We start from the raw sequence: 18,997 nt of genomic DNA on the forward strand, positions 1-18,997 counted from the left end.
GTACATGGAAGCAGCAAAGCAGGCCATCAAGCTGGAGGATCTGGTGGACTTATTCCGCGCGAGGGAATATGCATACGACATCCTTAGGAGATTTTTCATCGAAGAACCAACAAGGGAGTATGTAACTCTGTTTGTGGAAAATAATTTGATATCCTTGTTCCCATTCAAGGAAGAATCCGCAGGGATCATGGAGGGAGTGGAAAAAGTCAAAGCACACCTGGGAGAATTCGCCCCTCATAAGATTGACAGGCATTTTGAGGATCTTCACTGGGACTTCACAAGATTATTCATTGGACCTTTCGATCTTCCTTCTCCCCCGTGGGAGTCATTCTATGTCAGGAAGGACCAGCTGCTGTTCCAGCAGACAACGATGGAGGCAAGGAAGCTTTATAAGAAATATGGGTACGAGACGGCTGAATTCAATGTTGAAGCCGATGACCATATCGGACTTGAACTCGACTTCATGTATCACTTGAATGCCCTTTGCATCAAGTCCGCTGATGCGGAAAATGCCAATGCGATTCCGGAAATCATGTATTTGCTCAAGGAGCAGCAGGATTTCATCCGCGGGCATCTTAGCAAGTTCGTCCCTCAATTCACGGAGAAAGTCATCCAGCATGCCGAAACAGACTTTTTCAGGGGGATGGCGGAAATCCTGAACCACTATATCATCATGGATTCAAAAGTTCTTGAAGAACTTATGAATATAGAAATCATCCAAAATTAAAAGGAGGGTCAAACATGTTGGATCTCATACAAAAAATAAAAGATTTCAAGATGACGAGAAGATCATTCATCGGCTGGTCTTCGGCCGTCGCGGCAACAACGGCCATTCCAGTGTCCCGCGGGCTGATCGCCAAAGCAGATTCGGGGAATCCGGACAGCAGCGGGGAAGAGGTCTGGAAAACAGCTGCATGCTGGCATAACTGCGGCAGCCGCTGCCTGAACAAGGTACTCGTGAAAGATGGAGTGGTCATCCGCCAAAAAACGGATGATACCCATGAGGACAGCCCGGACTTCCCGCAACAGCGCGGCTGCTTAAGGGGCCGTTCGCAGCGGAAACAGGTGTTTAGCGCAGACCGGCTGAAGTACCCGATGAAAAGGAAGAATTGGGCGCCAGGCGGAGGAAAAAAAGAACTCCGGGGCCGTGACCAGTGGGTCCGTATCTCCTGGGATGAGGCTTTCGATCTTGTATCTTCAGAGACAAAGAGAATCATAGACAAATACGGCAATGAAGCCATCCTGGTCACTGGCGGCGACGTGAATATCACGAATGTCATGAAAGCGGCCGGCGGCTACTCAGCCTGTTATGGAAGCTCTTCATGGGGAGCCTGGAGATGGATCTGGGAGCAGATGGGCGTCGGCGAAGGTCTGATGGTCAATGGCATCAACGACCGCCTCGATTTAAGGAATTCTCAGCTGATCGTCCTCTGGGGTGCGAATCCGGCCTGGAGCACAATGGGAAGTGTTACTTACAACTATTTACAAGCAAAGAAAGCCGGGGCAAGGTTCATTTCCATCGATCCGATGTATTCCGAATCAGCCCGCGTTTTTGAAGCGGATTGGGTGCCAATCAGGCCTGGAACAGATGACGCACTTGCATTCGGCATCATGTACACCCTGCTCGACGAGGATGACCCTGCCACCAATCCATTGGTAAAGTGGGATTTCCTCAATAAATACACAGTTGGCTTCGATAAGGACCATATGCCAAAAGGCGCTGATCCGAAACAAAACCTGAAGGATTACATTTTGGGGACTTACGACCATGAGCCGAAAACACCTGAGTGGGCAGCCCAGATTTGCGGCATCGAGCCAAGCAAGATCCGGGAAATCGCCCGTGAAATCGGCGGGACAGAGCGTGTCGCCTTATTGACAGGCTGGTCGCCTGCACGTATCAGCAACGGGGAAGGCTGGGTCCAGGCATTTTCTGCACTCGGAATGATGACCGGCCATATGGGAAGCCCGGGCAACATGACGGGCGTAAGCTGCTGGGAATACGCGGGCAACATGGGACCGATGCTCCTCACAGCCGGTTCTAAAGGTACGCCAGCAATCGAGAATCCAATCGACAACAGCATCAACGAGAATGAAATTTGGGATGCGGTACTGGATGGCAAGTTCCTTCAGCGATATGAAGGCGAGCGCAAGGCGAATATCCAATTCATCTACCATAACTACAACAATACGTTGCAGACGCGGAGCAACATTGCAAAAGGAATCGAAGCCCATCGGAAGGTGGAATTCGTAGTGGCGAATGCCTACGTATTGACGACTAACGCGAAATACGCGGATATCGTCCTTCCAGTTGCGACTCAATGGGAGACAGAAGGCGCAGTGACAGGAGGAAACCGCGAAATCCTGATTACCTGGTCAAAGATCATCGAACCTTTATACGAGTCGAAAACAGACCAGCAAATAGCTGAAGGGCTTTTGAAGGCAATGGGAATCGAACCGAAGAAAATCTTCCCGTTGTCTGAAAAACAGCAATACTTCAATCAGCTGGCAGGCAGCATGGTGGTGAAGGATAATGGCGTGGATTACGAACCACTGTGCACGATCACCGCAAAGGATATCAAGGAGATGGGGGTTGAAGGAAAACCTCAGCAAGGCCGGATTCCTTTGAAGAAATTCATCGAACAGGGAATTTATCAAGTTCCAAGGAAAAAAGGTGACAATTTCGGCTTTATCGCCTACAAAGATTTCATCGATGATCCAAAAGCGAACCCTGTCTCAAGCGAAAGCGGGAAGTTTGAAATCTATTGCAAAGCGATCAATGAAATGTCGAAAACAGCCTATTCAGAAATCCAGCCAATCCCGGTATATGAACCAAAGGTACATGGTTATGAGTCTACCTTCGAGGACTGGAAGACGAAGAAAAAAGGGAAGTATCCTTATCAAATCATAAATCCTCACTACTTGAGGCGATCCCATAGCACGTTCGATAACGTTCCGCAATTGCGCGAAGCGTGGCCGAACCCAGTCTATATCAGCAGCAAGGATGCCAAGAAAATCGGAATCAAAGACGGAGATACGGTCCTGATGTCGAATGAATTCGGGAAATCATTACGGCCGGCAAAAGTAACCGAAACGATCATGCCAGGAACAATCGGACTTCCGCATGGAGCCTGGATCGACATCGATGAGGAAACTGGAATCGACCGGGCAGGAGCTGATAACCTGTTTGTTCCTCATATTCCTAAGGGACTTGGATCATCCGGTTTCAACCTCGCTCGATGCAATGTCGAAAAATGGACTGGAAAGCCTCTTGAGGCAGACGTCAAATGGCCACAGCGAGTGATCAAGTTTTAATAGAAGGAGGGTGTAAATAATGGCGCAAATGGGTTTCTATATAAATGTCAAAGAATGTATCGGCTGCAAGACATGTACGGTAGCGTGCAAGGATAAGAGCAATCTGGAAGTCGGCAGGAACTTCAGGCGGGTCTATGATTTCGAAGAAGGATCGTTCCCCAATCCTGCCCTGTGGCACGTCTCGGTTTCATGCAACCATTGTGACGAACCGGCATGCGCGATAGGCTGTCCGACCAGCGCAATGCACAAAAGAGAGGAAGATGGGGTTGTCCTTGTAGACCAGGACAAATGCATCGGCTGTAAATATTGTGAGTGGAATTGTCCTTACGGCGCCCCACAGTACAATGAAGAGACAGGCAAGATGACTAAATGCGATACCTGCATCGACTTACGGGAAAAAGGGGAAGACCCTGTATGTGTAAGTTCCTGCATCATGCGGGCCATTGAGTTCGGGCCAATTGACGAGCTCCGCAAGAAATATGGGAAAAATGCTGATATCAAAGGCTTGCCAAGTTCTTCGATCACGAAACCGAACCTGGTAATCGCAGGAAAACAATAAGGATATGAGGAGGGAATAAAAATGCATGAATGGCCATTATTGATTTTTACCGTAGCGGTTCCCGCTACAGTTGGAGGAATCCTGTTTCTCTGGTTCTATTACACGAAACTGGCAAAAAGCAAGGAAAATCTGGGCAGTACCATGAAGGTGCCGCTAGTCACGATGGCTGCCGTGGCGATTGTCGGCCTGGCAGGTTCATTCTTCCACCTTGGCACCCCTCTCAACGCCTTCAATGCCCTTCGGGGATTCGGGCGTTCCTGGATGAGCAATGAAATCGTGCTGACGGGCGTTTTCATCGCATTGCTCTGTATTGTGGCAGGCATGGCAATTGTATATAAGAAAGTGAGTCCGGCGATGCTCCTTGTGACAGGCTTTGTAGGATTGATCGCGATCTATGCCATGGCAACCGCCTATGCAGTGACACGGGTGAATGGCTGGGACCACTTGAACACCTACGTTGTATTCTACGGTACAGCTTTCGCGCTCGGACCAGTACTGGCAGCTAGCCTGCTCCTGAAGTCAGTCAATAAAGAATCGATGAAAGAAATCATAAAGTACGCTTTCATCTTCAGCGTATTCGGGATTGCCATCCAAATCATCGGCGCGGCGATGTTCTCCGCTTACACACCTGAAGTAGAACTGATCACAGGCGTAACTGCGGCAGCCAAGCTTGCCCCTTATTCAGGCATGATTGGTTTCCGCTGGGTAATCGAGATGGCGGGACTTGCCCTGTTGGGATACATGGCTCTCAGCAGCAGGCAAAAAATCAATTATGCTCTGATCTTTGGTGCTTTGCTTGTCTTCATTCTCGCAGAAGGCATGAGCAGATATGTGTTCTACGTCCTGGGATCCTAAGCTTAGCAAATGACTGAATGGAGGTGAGTTCGATGGGGATGATCGGGAACTGGCTTGAAAGCCTGGACTACAAATTCAAGGTGACCGATGGCTGTGTGAAGGAGAAAAGCACGAGAGCAACATGCAGCAAGTGCACCGACGCCTGTCCAATCGAGGGAGCGATGGCTCTTCAGGATGGCAAACCATCCATCGACACGGAAAAATGCACGGAATGTGGACTTTGCATGATGGCATGCCCGGTGCAGGCGATCGAAGGGGTCTTTCCGAAGAGGAACTTCCTGGACAATCAATTGATCGTCCAGGAGCAGGAAAGATACTCAGTCAAGGAACTGCTCATCTATCGTGCTAAGGGACTCACCTCCATTGTCCTAACGGAAAAAACGGATACGGAATGGCCGGATAAAATAGCTGAAACGAATCGCATGCTCGCCCAATTAGGGAAACAGCCATATACCGTCAAGGAATCATCTGAGCCAATGACGGAAGAGGAAGCCTATACCAGAAGGGAGCTGTTCACCTTTTGGGGCAAAGAAGGCAAAAGCTTGGTAAGAGAGGTCACACCTGCCAGGTGGAGGTTCAACCACTCCAGCTTGAATCTGGCAAGCTATTATCCAGACAGCCAATTCTATGAACCAGTCATTGAGAGCAAGACATGCTCCCTTTGCAAGGCGTGCGAGGCGCTATGTCCGAAGAATTGCTTCACCATAATGGAGGAAAGCTTCGCCATATCGCCGCAGTCCTGCACAGGGTGCCGCCTCTGCACGGATACTTGTCCGGAACAGGCTATCACGCTGGAGAGGGAGATAAAGAACGCGGGGACACACGCGCTTGAATTATTCAAGAAAACCTGCGCGGATTGTGAACAACCCTTCCAGACGTTGCAACAGAACGATGAAAAATGCCCGACCTGCAAGAACCGTAAAGAAGGTTACCTGAGGAGTAATATATGCTGAGTCCTGATGCGGACCGGATCATATTCGGAAAGGGGAGCTCTGGAATTGGGGCTCTCCTTTCATTTTCGCTGGAAAGATAAGCAAGAAAATTGGAATTTGAAAAAAAAGTAAGCTTGGCATTATTAAAATTGCTCGAATTTTGTCGATAGTAGAATTAACAATATGAACTGTGGACGAACAGCAGATGTTGGGACATCCAAGTGCAAGTTTCAGGGGGATTTTGGCATGCTTGATGCTTCTCATTTTGATTACTTTGGCAAGGGTACGATTGCGCTGACGGTCGTTTTATCCATCATAAGCAGTGTGCTCGGAACCCAATTCAGCAGGAAACTCAGAAAGACTGGCTATTCAGCAAGGAAAAACGCGGGTTATTCATCCATACTTGCGTTTACTTTCTGGCTAACGCACCTTTTTATCATCCAGTCGGTATCGCTTTCCATTTCAGACAAGCATTCATACTATTTTGCCATTCATTACCTATTCTGTTTGCTCGGTTCTTACATCGCCTTGAAGGTGGCCCAGAAGCCATTTTCGGATATGAAGCAGCATCTCTACTCAAGTGCTGCCGTAGCGTTTTCCATTTTAGCGGGTGATTACATCGCGTTTTATTTCCTATTCAGCGACTCGATCAGGGTGACGCCGATCCTGATGGCCATCACCAGCGTCCTGGCACTTGGAAGTTCTTTATCAATTCTCAGGTTCCTGAGCCAGGTCACGAATGAAGAAACAGATCCAGGGATCTCCAATTGGAAGGTTGCCGGGCAGATTTCGGTCGGCATCTCGCTCGCCGGGATTCCATTCATCGTGATGGTTTCGCTGCTGGATTTCGGGAAAAATCTATTCCCTTCAAATGAGGAATTGCTTTTTCTGACGCCCTTTGCCTTTGTCATCGCAGCGAATGTCATCCTGATGCTCGTTCCCGATTCATTTTTCAAGGGGATGCTGGCAAAGAAGAGCCAGTCCTATCTGTCTCTGTTCAACCATAATCCCGACCCAGTATTCTGGGTATCAAGCGATGGCACGATCCTCGAAACGAACAGGGAAGCATCGAAATTCACGGGTTACTCGAGAAAAGAGCTGATCGGTCTCAGTTTCACTGCTCTCTTAAAAGTGAACGCCGAACTGGAAAAAGTGGAAAGTCATTTCAAAAGCATTCTTGACGGAGAGTTAAATACGATTGACTCCGTGGCTGTCATCAAAGATGGCGCTGTTGTCGATGTGAAAATCATAGCCGTCAGAATCATCATCAACCAAAAAGTCATTGGCGTCTATGGAATCGTCAAAGACATCACAAACGAGAAAAAGTCCGATGCCCTTATCAAATCACTGGCTTATTCCGATGATTTGACCAACCTGCCGAATAAGCGCAGGCTCGAACTCGAAATCCAGGAGCTGATAGCGAGGCAGCAGGAATTTGCCCTGATGTATATCGATTTTGACAGGTTCAAACGGATCAATGATACATTTGGCCATTTCTTTGGCGACCGGGTGATCAGGGCAATCGGGAAAAGGCTGGGCAGCTGCATGGCAAGGGACTGTCTCATCGCGAGAATGGGCGGGGATGAATTCTCGATCATCGTTCCAGATCTTGAGATGGCAGAGGAGCTTGCCGAAACCATCATCAATCGATTCAGGAGCCCGATCATCCTCGATGGTTACGAATTTTTGATCACGGCGAGCATCGGGATTGCGAGGTTCCCATCTGATTCTGCCAATCTTGCAGATTTGATGAAGGATGCGGATGTGGCAATGAATGAAGCCAAGCAGGATGGGGCAAATACGTATAAAATATTCAGCAAAGAGATGAATGCCAAGAAATTCAACCAGCTTGAATTGGAAAACGACCTGCGAAACGCAATCAAGGCAGGATCCTTACAGGTTTACTATCAGCCAAAATACAATATCGTCACCCAACAGGTGATCGGATCGGAAGCACTCGTAAGATGGAACCATCCGAAATACGGCTTCATTTCGCCAGGAGTCTTCATTCCAATCGCGGAAGAAGCACACTTGATCATCCAGCTTGAACGAGCGGTGTTCACGGAGGTTTTCCGCAGCATAAAGCGCTGGAAACAAGCAGGGTTCCATGTACCCCGGACGTCTGTCAATGTATCCGTCATCCATTTTTACCAGGAGGACTTCATCGATTTCATCATCCAAAGCATGATGGATTTCGGCCTGCAAGGCTCCGACCTTGAAATCGAAGTAACCGAAAGCATCATGATGAAAAGTGAAAGCAGTATTGATGACGATTTGCAGGTGCTGAGGGATATCGGGATCGAAATCAGCATTGATGATTTCGGGACAGGCTACAATTCCCTGAGCTACCTGCAGAAGCTGTCGATCGACCGCCTGAAAATCGACCAATCATTCATTGCGAACTCCTCGGATAACCCGGAAATCATCTCGACGATCATTTCGATGGCGAGGACCCTGAAACTCGCCGTCATCGCCGAAGGGGTCGAAACGAACGAACAGATCCAGCTCTTGAATTCCTTGGGATGCAATGAAGTCCAGGGCTTCTATTACTCACCTGCCATTGAGAACGGCAAGTATCAGGCATTGCTCGAAACCCAGGAAGCATGCTGACGAACAAAAGGAAGCAGGGAATGTGAACCCAGCTTCCTTTTTTTCTGCCATCCTATTCGCCATTACAGGTCAAGTGCATACAATTTCAGTTCTTCCGTATCATTCGGAAGCGTTACATAATCTTCCAGTACCATCCCCAGCTTCTCAAGCAATCTTGAGGAAGGTGCATTGTCCTTCGTCGTGATGGCCACAAGCCGCTTCAATCCCTTTTCCCTTGCATATCCCACGGTTCCCTGGGCAGCTTCGTAAGCATAGCCTTTTTTCTGGGAGTCAGCGAGGAACGCAAAGCCGAGATCGACATCTTCAAGTCCGTCCCGCTTGATAAGGCCGCAGAGTCCGATTGGAATGCTGCCATCTTTCAGCTCAGCCACGAAGAGCCCAAATCCTATTTGTCCGTACATCTTTCTCGGTCCATTCACAATATAGTTCCTAGCATCCTCGAGCGTCTTGATTCCCTTATCTCCTATGTACCGCAGCCATCCAGGTTCATTCAGCAATTGGAAAATGAACTCCGCATCCGTGGTCTCTGCCCAGCGCAGGATCAACCGCTCCGTTTCAAGCACCTTCATCCGGCCACCTCGATTCAGATTTGATGAAATAAGTATACGATAAATGCTTCCTGTACCGCCACCATTATACAAAAGCTGTTTCCGCAAGCTTTGTTGCTTTTTACTGAATGATTGATTTCCACTTCTGTCGCCGCTTTCCTGGGGGTGAGTTGAGGCTTCGCAGCGCATAAAGGCCTGTGGGGTCTCAACTTTTCCACCAGACACTGAATGAGCTATTGTGAAATCACCACGCACAAAAATGGTTGGCATTTTCCAGTAGCCATGCTCATTCTTTTCCAATTAATACTTACGAACTATTTGTTTCTCTTAAGGTTGATTCAGCAAACAGCCTTTTTTAAAGGGGGAGGGGAGAAACGGAGGGAACTGGATTCCTTATTGAAAACACAGAGGCCTTATCATGGCAAGGGATTATCATCAAGCAGCGATTTTTCGGATAGGAAGCAAATCTTTGTTAAAGAAGGGGAGCATGTTAAAAGCCAGGAAAAAGAAACGAATGTTTAGAAAAATAAAAAAGTTGTTTTTTCCCAAAAACTCATATATCATCAAGTAGTAAGAAAACGACATATTGTGACGTTTTCGGAATTTTAAACTATATATTGAATTTGCCGGTAAATATGGTGCCCCTAGCAGGCTTAAAAGGGAATCTGGTGGAAATCCAGGACTGTTCCCGCAACTGTAAGTGCTGACGAAATAAGGAAAGACCACTGTCTGACAATGGATGGGAAGGCCTTAAAGTAGGAAGAAGCACAAGTCAGGAGACCTGCCATGTTTATGCGTGTTATCTTCTTCGGGGATTGGGAAGGTAAAACGAGGATCATGCAGTAGACACCTTGTCGAAAGGTTTATTCGTGTATCATCGTTTGCCATACCCATCCTTTACGAGATGGGTTTTTTTCATGCCCGGAAGAAGAATTCAATGGAAAAGGAGAAGAATCAAATGGAAGCTATCTCATCGGATATTTCAAGAACATTCAAGACGCATTTAGTGTTGCCGCCAGACACGAACCACATGGGCACGATTTTCGGCGGAACCATTCTCGCCTATGTGGATGAAATTGCGGGAATCGCTGCAATGAAGCACAGCAGGAAGGCAGTTGTGACAGCATCGATCGACCGGGTCAATTTCCTTTCGCCAGCGAAGGTCGGCGACATCCTCGTGCTCGAGGCAGTCATCATCTCCACTGGCCGGACATCGATGGAAGTGTATGTGAAAGTGGAAACCCAGCATCTCGAGACAGGTGAGAGGACACTGACGACCACTTCATTCGTCACAATGGTCGCAAAGGATGAAGATGGAAATCCTGTGGCTGTTCCGGGAGTCATTCCCCAGACAGAAGATGAAAAAGAACTGTTCAAGACAGCAGAAGAAAGAAGGCGCCGCCGACTGGAAATGAGGAGATAGGAGGGGAAAGGGATGGTCGTCGAGACGAAATTGGACGAGTTGGTAACTGAAACGGAAAACCTGCATCCAGAGCTCGACTTTACAGACTACAAGGAAAAAATCAGCGCCGCGCTGAAGGTAAAAGAGATGTCCACTGGGCAGCTTGAAAACCTGCTGATCCTGACGGCAGTCGAAAGGATCAGCAGCCTTGAACCAGACTGGACGAAGGTAGCGGCACACTTTTACCTGAAAAGGCTCTACCGGCTCAGCCGCACGGCAAGGAACAACCATGCCGAGTATGAATCCTTCCATGACTTGATCACGATGCTGACAGGGATGGGAATCTATGATGAAAGACTTTTGCAATCCTACAGCAAGGATGAGATCGACTATCTGGAAATCGTCATCAATCCGGAGAAGGACAGGCTATTCACCTACATAGGCCTTGTCACGATGGCTGAACGGTACCTGGCTAAGTCCCATCATGGAGATTTCCTTGAACTGCCACAGGAGCGGTTCATGATCATCGCGATGACCCTGATGGCGGATGAGCGGAAAGAAATACGGCTTGATTTGGTTGAAGAAGCGTACTGGGCGCTTTCCAATCTTTACATGACCGTTGCAACCCCGACCCTCTCCAATGCGGGAAAAAGCTCTGGCCAGCTGTCGAGCTGCTTCATCGATACGGTCGAGGATGACTTAAGGGGTATTTATGACTCGAATACCGATATCGCGACATTAAGCAAGAACGGCGGCGGGATCGGTGTCTACCTCGGGAAAATCAGGAGCCGCGGCAGCGACATCAAAGGATTCAAGGGCTGCAGCTCCGGGGTCATCCCGTGGATGAAACAGCTGAATAACACTGCGGTTTCCGTCGACCAATTGGGCCAGAGGCAGGGAGCGGTCGCCGTTTACCTGGATTGCTGGCACAAGGATATCTTCCCGTTCCTTGATTCGAAACTGAATAACGGGGACGAGCGCCAGCGGACGCATGATCTTTTCACCGGTGTCTGTATCCCGGACCTGTTCATGGAGCAGGTAGGAAAGAGGGGAGACTGGTATTTGTTCGACCCGCATGAAGTAAGGCGGGTGATGGGCTATTCACTCGAAGATTTTTACGACGAAGAGAAGGGCGCTGGCTCGTTCCGGGAAAAATACTGGGAATGTGTGAACCATCCAGGACTATCCCATGAGGTTGTTCCAGCCATTGAAATATTCAAATCGATCATGGTTTCGCAGCTTGAGACGGGAACACCATACATGTTTTACCGTGACACGGTCAACAGGATGAATGCGAACAGCCACAAAGGAATGATCTATTGCAGCAACCTTTGCACGGAGATTGCCCAGAACATGAGCCCGACCGTGATGGAAGAGGAAAGGGTGGAAGACGGCAAAATCGTCGTTTACAAAAAGCCAGGCGATTTTGTCGTTTGCAACCTGTCTTCGATCTCCCTGGCGAAAAGCGTTTGTGATGAAGTATTGGAGAGGCTGATCCCGATCCAGGTCAGGATGCTCGACAACGTCATTGACATCAACGAGATTCCCGTCCTGCAGGCGCAGCTCACGAACAAAAACTACCGCGGCATCGGCCTTGGCACGTTCGGCTGGCACCATTTGCTGGCGCTGAAGAGCATCAAATGGGAAAGCGAGGAAGCTTTATCTTACTGTGATGCTTTGTATGAGGAAATCGCCTACCTGACAATCAAGGCAAGCCAGGAGCTGGCGGAAGAGAAGGGGAGCTACTCTTATTTCGAAGGCTCTGACTGGGCGACTGGCCGTTATTTTGAGAAAAGAGGCTATACGAGTTATAGATGGCAGGAACTGAGCCGCAAAGTAAAGCAAACGGGCATCCGCAACGGTTATTTATTGGCGGTGGCGCCGAACTCATCGACCTCGATCCTCGCAGGTTCGACAGCAAGCATCGACCCGATCTTCAGGCTTGAATATTCTGAAGAGAAAAAGGATTACAAAATCCCGGTCACTGCACCCGACCTGTCAGCCCAGACGACCTGGTATTACAAATCAGCTTATCAGATCGACCAGCACTGGAGCATCAAACAGAACGCCAGGCGCCAGCGGCATGTCGATCAATCGATTTCCTTCAATTTTTATGTAAAGAACGATATCAAGGCGAAAACGCTGCTCGATTTGCATATGGACGCCTGGGAATCCGGGCTGAAGACAACTTACTATATCCGGTCCACATCCGGCAGCGCCATCGAAGAATGCGACAGCTGCCATAGCTAGGAAGGGGGAGGCAGAATGGAAATCACAAAACGGAAACTGATTGATGCCGGGGCGCCGAACGCATCGACTGGCATCCTGAACGGCCGCAGTTCGAATATCCTGAATTGGGATGATGTCCGCTTCCAGTGGGCCTATCCAAAATATAAGAGAATGCTGGCGAACTTCTGGACGCCGTTTGAAATCAACATGTCAAGGGACATCAAGCAGTTCCCGGACCTTTCAGAGCATGAAAAGGACGCGTTCTTGAAAATCATCGGCCTCCTGGCATTGCTGGACAGCGTCCAGACAGACTACGCAGGGAAAGTGGCGGACTATCTGACCGATTCCAGCCTGAATGCGCTGATGATCATCCTCGCCCAGCAGGAGGTGGTCCACAACCATTCCTACAGCTATGTGCTCTCAAGCATCGTGCCGAAAGCGAAGCAGGACGAGGTGTTCGATTACTGGCGGACCGAGCCGATCCTCCGGGAGCGCAATGATTTCATCACCAACGGCTATATTGGTTTCGCTGAAAATCCGACAGTCGAAAACCTTTTGCACTCGATTGTTTACGATGTCATACTCGAAGGCCTGTTCTTCTATTCAGGATTCGCGTTTTTTTACAACCTGGCCCGCAACCAGAAAATGGTCGCCACCAGTACGATGATCAACTACATCAACCGCGATGAGCAGCTGCATGTCGGCTTGTTCGAAAAAATCTTCAAAGAGGTTTTGCGGGAACATCCGGAATATGATACAGCAGAGTTGAAGGCATTTGGCACCGCCACCTTCAAAAAAGCGGCCGAGCTCGAAATCGACTGGGCCAGGCATATCATTGGCAACCAAATCGACGGCCTGATCATGCCCGAACTCGAGGCTTACATCAAGTTCATGGCCAACAAAAGAGCCGAGCAGCTGGGCTTCCAGGCACCATACGAGGGATACCGAACCAACCCATTGCGCTGGATCATCGCCTACCAGGAAGTCGACCTAGGAAAGACCGACTTCTTCGAGCAAAAATCAAGGCAGTACACGAAGACATCCGATGTCAATGGGTTTGATGAGCTGTGAAAACACGGGGACGGTTCTCTTGCTTCAGAATGAAGCAAGAGAACCGTCCCTTTGCTTTAACATGAGATGCATATTTCCTCCTGGTTTTTATACAATTTTAATATGATGAATTAGTAAGGAGGGACTTGGATGGCTCCTTCAAAAATTGTGTTGTTCCGGCATGGCGAAAAGGCGGATGGCGATGGATTGACACCAAAGGGATTCCTCAGGGCAAACCTTTTATCCTCATGCCTAATTCAGAGATATCCTGCTATGAAAGGCATTTACGCAGCAGGGTCAGGACTAGGGGACAGCAGTGTGCGGAAAGTCCAGACCGTCGCTCCATTGATCAGCCAGATGGTTTTTATCAACCCTGCCATCGCCATAAACACCATCTATTTAAAATTTCAATACAAGCAAGCAGCCGCAGAAATCCTTTCTTCCCATCTATTTACGAACCAAATCGTATTAGTCTGCTGGTCACATTCCACCATCCCAGCCTTCGCAAAAGAGCTTGGAGCCAGGAGGGTGCCAGACAAATGGCCATCAAGCAGATATGACATGCTCTGGGAAATTGACCCCATAACCAAACAACTCACACAAATCCCACAACTCTTACTATTTGGGGACCATCCAGTTCCATTCTGAAATATGGGGACAGCATTACTTGCTACAAAAATCCGCTCCTTTGCTTTTATTTGTTAGAAAGAAGCCTTCCAAGCGGTCGAAAACCATAATACGTAACCTCTTTTTTCAAAATTGTACAGGGAGACGTCTCTCAATATATTGCATTCAGTATCTTTTAAGTGAATACAGGCTTTTATATACATTTTTCATACATCGCTTTTTATTGTCGAAATATTCATACTTTTTTCACATTCAATATGCCAGTAACTTAAATTATCATTTATTTAGCGTCCCAAAAGGTAAAAAAGGAGGGGAACATAGTATAGGGGCGACATCCTTGACGAAAGGGGCTACATAAATGAAATTGGGTAAGAGATTAATGAAAATTGGAACTGCAGCGTTGATCTTGTTGATTGCATTCAGCTCGCCGGCATCTGCAGCACTACAGCCTGGAGGACCCTCCACGAACGGCAATACAAACATTAATAGTACGCTCACTTACAAAGAAGTTGCCAAAATCCTTGCAGACATCGAGAGAACGAGCAAAGGAAAGGTGGAAGTATCTACCCTTGATCAGTATGGTAAGTCGGAACAGGGCAGAAGCATTTATGTCGCAAAAGTTGGGACAGGCCCAAAAAAGATCTGGATTCAGGCTCAAATCCACGGAAATGAGAAACTGGTTACCGAAGCTGCGCTCCAGCTGCTAAAGACCTATGCGAACAGCGGAGAGAATGACGTCGAGAGGGTTCTTGAAAAGGCGACACTCTATTTCATCCCAATGTACAACCCGGATGGCGCGGAGATGAACATCCGCCATACCAAACTGGCTGAAAGCGGAAAATTGATTGACTTGAACCGCGATTGGACAGCCGAAGGTTTTCAAGCTGTTGAGTCAGAAGTGGTCTATGCCTACTGGGCAGACGTGAACCCGGATTTCGCCATCGACCTCCACCATCAGGGACTGAAGCAAGTCTATGGAACGAACGAATCCACTTCTTTTTCCCTTGGAATCTCACTTGCTCCAGATGGCCCGACACTGCCTGGTACCGGTTATAATGAGATTACCAAGCAGATGATGGCATACGTCTATGATGAGTTGAAAGATTACGGCTATACACATATAGACCGTTACCAGGTCGGTGTTGATCGAGAAAAAGGAATTGGCTATGATATCGATATCAGGGGCGGGGTTGTTTCAGCGATGATGATGGGGCTGAATTACAACAACCACAATCCTGAAAGGCATAGCCATCCGGCGGTATTCTTTGAAACAAAAGGGAATTCTTCCGATGGAAGCCTTGGCCAGAAATCAAACGGTTACCTGACAAAGCAGAATTACCTCGCACTGAAGTCGCTGGTATACGGGTATGTAACCGGTGACGTGGAAAAGGTGAACCCTAATGACTGGTATAATATCCCGTATTATCCTCTTGCAGGGTATTTGACTGATTACGCAGGGACAGTACCAGTCGGATTGAATAGTGGATATTAATATTTCGAGAGAATCTCATGGGCGCACTGAACTGCTCCCCGTCAAGTAGGCAGTGGATATAATAAAAACAATCTAAGCGGCTTTTGTCCTGTATTCTAGGGGGCTAAAGCCGTTTAATCTTTTCTGGAGGGGAGCATATCACACCTTGTGCTTCTTTGTGGTTCATTATTGGGAATAGTGATGAAACTGACAAAAAAAACTTAGAGATTCGAGCTGATTTTCCGACTATCATTCCAGCTTAATTTGATATTCAACTTAATGGATGGTATATTCTTTCATATGGTTGACTAGTATACTATATGAATAGGAGCATACTTATGGAAAAAGAAAGCGTCGCCAGATGGATTTCAGTGCTGCATCGCCAATTTCAAATTTACCTGAACAGAGAGTTGAAGGATTACGATATTAACTCATCTGAATACATCTTTTTGGTTAATCTGTATGTTAAAGATGGCATTTCCCAGGAGCAGCTGTCCGCCAATCTATTTATTAACAAAGCTGCTACAGCGCGCGCAATAGGACGGCTTGAAAAGCTTGGTTATGTAAAAAGGACCCGAGATCCAAATGATAGCAGAGCGTATTTGGTCACATTGACAGATAAGGGATTAGAGATGCGCGATTTCATTAAAACCAAACTCAATTATTGGACCCAAACGATTTCATACGGCTTCACGGAAGCAGAAGCGGATGACTTAGCCAAAAAGATCAAGAAGATGACTATGAATGCGCTGGATGAAATAATGGGGAATGAATGATCCATTCGGGTACTTACTGAAATGGGGTCGAATTTTGTTGTTAAAAACAGGCGGATAAATAGTTGACTAATCAACTAAAAGGAGGTATACTTCCGATTAAGTTGATAAGTCAACCAATATCGAAGGAGCCGAAAAAAATGAATACGTCAAAACAAGAACTTATAGGTACCAACATGAGTGACAGTGACACTTCGATCCGCCCCTTTCGCATCGCAATCCGCCAAAGTGACCTAGATGATTTGCAAGCTCGCCTTACGCAAACTCGCTGGCCCGACGAGCTGCCAGGAGCAGGTGCAAGCTATGGTATTCCGCTTGGTCAATTGAAGGAGTTAGTGGAGTACTGGTTTACTTCATATGACTGGCGCAAGCAGGAGGCTCGCCTGAATGAGTTTCCTCAATTCACCACAACGATTGACGGCACAAACATCCACTTCTTGCATGTCTGGTCGCCTGAGAAAGATGCGTTTCCGCTTATTCTTACACATGGCTGGCCAGGTTCTGTCGTAGAATTTCTGGATATCATCGGTCCATTAACCGACCCCCGGTCTTATGGCGCAGATCCCTGCAACGCTTTTAACGTGGTGATTCCATCGATTCCTGGCTTCGGCTTTTCCGGTCCTACACATGAGCCGGGGTGGAACGTAAACAGAATCGCCCATGCCTGGGTAGAGTTGATGAGGCGGTTAAGCTATGAAAAGTATGGAGCACAAGGTGGCGATTTTGGAGCTGCCATTTCCCGTACCTTAGGTGCGATTGCTCCCGAGCACGTTTGCGGTGTACATCTGAACTACTTTTTCATGCCTAATGTACCAGACGATAAACTAAGTAATCTGTCTACAGAAGATAAAGACAGAATCGTACAGATGAAGCGTTACTTAGCATCTCCTGCTGGTTATATGGTGCTTCAGTCAACGAGGCCGCAAACACTCTCCTATGCACTTACTGACTCACCAGCCGGGCAACTTGCCTGGATCGCAGAGAAGTTCATGGAATGGGCTGATCCGGCAACACCTGTTGGCATCGATCGTCTACTTACTAACGTAATGCTGTATTGGATCACAGGCACAGCTGGATCATCAGCTCGACTTTATTATGAGAGTGCCAATTTGAAGGGACGCCTTATGCATTGCCCAGTACCAATGGGGGTGGCAGTTCTTCCACACGATTTGGTTTTACCTGTACGTAGTCTCGCTGAGAAGGAGTACGATATCGTGCACTGGACAGAGTTTGAACTAGGTGGACACTTCGCAGCAATGGAAGTGCCTGACTTATTAACGGAAGATTTACGAGCGTTTTTCCGCCGATTCCGCTAAAAAACATTCATTATGTATTTCAAATGGTAGCTGCCGCAGCCCGCAATGGTCCTTTATTCGACTGGATTATATACACTCGCAAGCAACGTTCCTAATTAGCCCACTTCCTCAATCTATTGCTGAGAGAATGGGCTTTTTTGAAAATCCAGAGAGGGCTGTTCCAGAAAAGCCGCCAATCCTTGCTAATAAAGATTGCAGGCAGTTTAAAATAAAACTGTCTAAATGGTTTTAATTTCTTTTTAACTCGCAAAGGAACTGTTAAAACAAGGGAAGCACGAGCTCGCTATTGGATGAACCAACAACCGGATTGCATGCGGATGCGTCAACTGAATATTAAAATTGTTGAATGTACTCGTGGACGCTGGTAATACCGTGATGATGGTGGAGCACAGCAGAAAAATGATCAGAGCGGCTGACTGGATTATCGATTTAAGCTTCGAAGGCGGAGAGGCAGGCGGTCAAGTCATTGCCGAAAGAACGCCGGATTCGATTGCAAAGAATACTGATTCACATACAGGCAAGTATTTATAAAGGGAGAAATATAGACTGGATCCACTTATGGTTCCAGTTTTTTGCCAGAAGGCCGATGGTATCCCCTTCAAGATGGATACAAGCAAAAAATGATACGGTTTATTGAAGTATGAAAAGTATTTTTTCTATGATATAAGGAAAGTTTCGAGATTGAAAATGTCTAAATTTAGAATTGTGTTAACACTTATATAGGAAATTATTGGTATAATGAAATGGTAAAATTAAATGGGATGGAAGGGGATTATTTTTTGAAGGAAAGCATTCATAATTATGGTGATTTGCTGCAAATGTTGGATCAATTATTAAAGGAACAAGCTCACTTTAATTGGAATAATTTCTATTCTGATCGAAAAAGGGAAATCCCTTTTTTCGTTAATCAGCCTGATGAAAATTTAGTTGAGTATTTCGAGAAAAATATATTTAAATCAGGTAAGGTTCTTGAATTAGGATGTGGTCCAGGAAGAAACGCTATTTATTTTACGGAAAATGGCTGTAGAGTTGATGCGGTTGATCTATCAGAAGAAGCTTTAGAATGGAGAAAAGAACGGGCAAATGATAGGGATTTATCTATAAATTTCATTAAGGAAATATTTTTGACTTAAATATCTAAGAGAACAGCTATGATATCGTATATGACTCTGGATGCTTTCATCATATTGCACCTCACCGTAGAATGAGCTATAAAAATTTAGTGAAAAAGGCACTAAAGAAAAACGGTTTTTTAAGGAGAACGAGAGGAAATAGTTTAAGTCTTTGTACCGAATAAGCTATATAACTTTGCT

Annotated in this window: 15 protein-coding genes, 1 pseudogene and 1 riboswitch; of the genes and pseudogenes, 15 read left to right on the plus strand and 1 reads right to left on the minus strand. The window is 47.1% G+C overall.

The window, feature by feature from the left end:
- Nucleotides 1-4 precede the first annotated feature (4 nt).
- The 6 genes from JJQ88_RS13835 (at nucleotide 5) to JJQ88_RS13860 (ending at nucleotide 8,268) form a co-directional block, all read left to right on the plus strand.
- On the plus strand, nucleotides 5-727 hold the full coding sequence (locus tag JJQ88_RS13835) for a TorD/DmsD family molecular chaperone (RefSeq protein ID WP_210366639.1): 723 nt from the start codon (nucleotides 5-7) through the stop codon (nucleotides 725-727).
- A 14-nt stretch (nucleotides 728-741) separates the two neighbouring features.
- Nucleotides 742-3,312: a molybdopterin-dependent oxidoreductase gene (locus JJQ88_RS13840; RefSeq protein WP_210366640.1), complete on the plus strand. Its 2,571-nt coding sequence runs from the start codon at nucleotides 742-744 to the stop codon at nucleotides 3,310-3,312.
- Between the two features lie 19 nt (nucleotides 3,313-3,331).
- The gene (locus tag JJQ88_RS13845) at nucleotides 3,332-3,871 is read left to right on the plus strand and encodes a DMSO/selenate family reductase complex B subunit (protein ID WP_210366641.1); all 540 of its coding nucleotides are present in this window, start codon (nucleotides 3,332-3,334) and stop codon (nucleotides 3,869-3,871) included.
- A gap of 21 nt (nucleotides 3,872-3,892) precedes the next feature.
- Nucleotides 3,893-4,726, plus strand: a complete 834-nt coding sequence (locus JJQ88_RS13850) for a dimethyl sulfoxide reductase anchor subunit family protein (protein ID WP_210366642.1) — start codon at nucleotides 3,893-3,895, stop codon at nucleotides 4,724-4,726.
- A 32-nt stretch (nucleotides 4,727-4,758) separates the two neighbouring features.
- Nucleotides 4,759-5,679, plus strand: coding sequence for a 4Fe-4S dicluster domain-containing protein (locus tag JJQ88_RS13855; protein ID WP_210366643.1), 921 nt, complete (start codon nucleotides 4,759-4,761; stop codon nucleotides 5,677-5,679).
- Between the two features lie 225 nt (nucleotides 5,680-5,904).
- Nucleotides 5,905-8,268, plus strand: a complete 2,364-nt coding sequence (locus tag JJQ88_RS13860) for a sensor domain-containing protein (RefSeq protein WP_210366644.1) — start codon at nucleotides 5,905-5,907, stop codon at nucleotides 8,266-8,268.
- A 62-nt stretch (nucleotides 8,269-8,330) separates the two neighbouring features.
- Here JJQ88_RS13860 and JJQ88_RS13865 read toward each other — a convergent pair whose 3' ends face one another.
- Complete coding sequence (locus tag JJQ88_RS13865; protein WP_210366645.1) at nucleotides 8,331-8,837, minus strand: GNAT family N-acetyltransferase; 507 nt, start codon at nucleotides 8,835-8,837, stop codon at nucleotides 8,331-8,333.
- A gap of 598 nt (nucleotides 8,838-9,435) precedes the next feature.
- Nucleotides 9,436-9,619, plus strand: a riboswitch (cobalamin riboswitch).
- Between the two features lie 155 nt (nucleotides 9,620-9,774).
- Here JJQ88_RS13865 and JJQ88_RS13870 point away from each other — a divergent pair.
- The 9 genes and pseudogenes from JJQ88_RS13870 to JJQ88_RS13905 all read left to right on the plus strand — a co-directional run.
- Nucleotides 9,775-10,239 (plus strand): acyl-CoA thioesterase, encoded by a 465-nt coding sequence (locus tag JJQ88_RS13870; RefSeq protein ID WP_210366646.1) that lies wholly within the window; start codon nucleotides 9,775-9,777, stop codon nucleotides 10,237-10,239.
- A 12-nt stretch (nucleotides 10,240-10,251) separates the two neighbouring features.
- The gene (locus JJQ88_RS13875; protein ID WP_210366647.1) at nucleotides 10,252-12,468 is read left to right on the plus strand and encodes a ribonucleoside-diphosphate reductase subunit alpha; all 2,217 of its coding nucleotides are present in this window, start codon (nucleotides 10,252-10,254) and stop codon (nucleotides 12,466-12,468) included.
- Nucleotides 12,469-12,483: 15 nt separating this feature from the next.
- Nucleotides 12,484-13,518 carry a ribonucleotide-diphosphate reductase subunit beta gene (locus JJQ88_RS13880; protein WP_210366648.1) on the plus strand — a complete coding sequence of 345 codons (1,035 nt, stop codon included), beginning with the start codon at nucleotides 12,484-12,486 and terminating at the stop codon, nucleotides 13,516-13,518.
- Nucleotides 13,519-13,647: 129 nt separating this feature from the next.
- Complete coding sequence (locus JJQ88_RS13885) at nucleotides 13,648-14,145, plus strand: histidine phosphatase family protein (RefSeq protein ID WP_210366649.1); 498 nt, start codon at nucleotides 13,648-13,650, stop codon at nucleotides 14,143-14,145.
- 337 nt (nucleotides 14,146-14,482) lie between these two features.
- Entirely contained in the window at nucleotides 14,483-15,616 is a 1,134-nt protein-coding gene (locus JJQ88_RS13890; RefSeq protein ID WP_210366650.1) for a M14 family zinc carboxypeptidase, read from the plus strand.
- 317 nt (nucleotides 15,617-15,933) lie between these two features.
- Nucleotides 15,934-16,371: a MarR family winged helix-turn-helix transcriptional regulator gene (locus tag JJQ88_RS13895; protein WP_246861179.1), complete on the plus strand. Its 438-nt coding sequence runs from the start codon at nucleotides 15,934-15,936 to the stop codon at nucleotides 16,369-16,371.
- Nucleotides 16,372-16,508: 137 nt separating this feature from the next.
- Complete coding sequence (locus JJQ88_RS13900; RefSeq protein ID WP_246861180.1) at nucleotides 16,509-17,684, plus strand: epoxide hydrolase family protein; 1,176 nt, start codon at nucleotides 16,509-16,511, stop codon at nucleotides 17,682-17,684.
- Nucleotides 17,685-18,083: 399 nt separating this feature from the next.
- On the plus strand, nucleotides 18,084-18,215 hold the full coding sequence (locus JJQ88_RS21570) for a hypothetical protein (RefSeq protein WP_282597704.1): 132 nt from the start codon (nucleotides 18,084-18,086) through the stop codon (nucleotides 18,213-18,215).
- Nucleotides 18,216-18,463: 248 nt separating this feature from the next.
- Nucleotides 18,464-18,948, plus strand: a pseudogene (locus tag JJQ88_RS13905) (class I SAM-dependent methyltransferase); the annotation flags it as partial.
- Nucleotides 18,949-18,997: the final 49 nt, after the last annotated feature.

Origin of the sequence: Bacillus sp. REN3, assembly GCF_017912555.1 — a bacterium.
In the GTDB taxonomy this organism is placed as follows: domain Bacteria; phylum Bacillota; class Bacilli; order Bacillales; family Cytobacillaceae; genus Mesobacillus.

What these genes read in the sequence shown, in the direction of transcription:
- JJQ88_RS13835 (WP_210366639.1), top strand. Translation starts at nt 5, where the DNA reads ATGGAAGCAGCAAAGCAGGCCATCAAGCTGGAGGATCTGGTGGACTTA.
- JJQ88_RS13840 (WP_210366640.1), top strand. Translation starts at nt 742, where the DNA reads ATGTTGGATCTCATACAAAAAATAAAAGATTTCAAGATGACGAGAAGA.
- JJQ88_RS13845 (WP_210366641.1), top strand. Translation starts at nt 3,332, where the DNA reads ATGGCGCAAATGGGTTTCTATATAAATGTCAAAGAATGTATCGGCTGC.
- JJQ88_RS13850 (WP_210366642.1), top strand. Translation starts at nt 3,893, where the DNA reads ATGCATGAATGGCCATTATTGATTTTTACCGTAGCGGTTCCCGCTACA.
- JJQ88_RS13855 (WP_210366643.1), top strand. Translation starts at nt 4,759, where the DNA reads ATGGGGATGATCGGGAACTGGCTTGAAAGCCTGGACTACAAATTCAAG.
- JJQ88_RS13860 (WP_210366644.1), top strand. Translation starts at nt 5,905, where the DNA reads ATGCTTGATGCTTCTCATTTTGATTACTTTGGCAAGGGTACGATTGCG.
- JJQ88_RS13865 (WP_210366645.1), bottom strand. Translation starts at nt 8,837, where the DNA reads ATGAAGGTGCTTGAAACGGAGCGGTTGATCCTGCGCTGGGCAGAGACC.
- JJQ88_RS13870 (WP_210366646.1), top strand. Translation starts at nt 9,775, where the DNA reads ATGGAAGCTATCTCATCGGATATTTCAAGAACATTCAAGACGCATTTA.
- JJQ88_RS13875 (WP_210366647.1), top strand. Translation starts at nt 10,252, where the DNA reads ATGGTCGTCGAGACGAAATTGGACGAGTTGGTAACTGAAACGGAAAAC.
- JJQ88_RS13880 (WP_210366648.1), top strand. Translation starts at nt 12,484, where the DNA reads ATGGAAATCACAAAACGGAAACTGATTGATGCCGGGGCGCCGAACGCA.
- JJQ88_RS13885 (WP_210366649.1), top strand. Translation starts at nt 13,648, where the DNA reads ATGGCTCCTTCAAAAATTGTGTTGTTCCGGCATGGCGAAAAGGCGGAT.
- JJQ88_RS13890 (WP_210366650.1), top strand. Translation starts at nt 14,483, where the DNA reads ATGAAATTGGGTAAGAGATTAATGAAAATTGGAACTGCAGCGTTGATC.
- JJQ88_RS13895 (WP_246861179.1), top strand. Translation starts at nt 15,934, where the DNA reads ATGGAAAAAGAAAGCGTCGCCAGATGGATTTCAGTGCTGCATCGCCAA.
- JJQ88_RS13900 (WP_246861180.1), top strand. Translation starts at nt 16,509, where the DNA reads ATGAATACGTCAAAACAAGAACTTATAGGTACCAACATGAGTGACAGT.
- JJQ88_RS21570 (WP_282597704.1), top strand. Translation starts at nt 18,084, where the DNA reads ATGATCAGAGCGGCTGACTGGATTATCGATTTAAGCTTCGAAGGCGGA.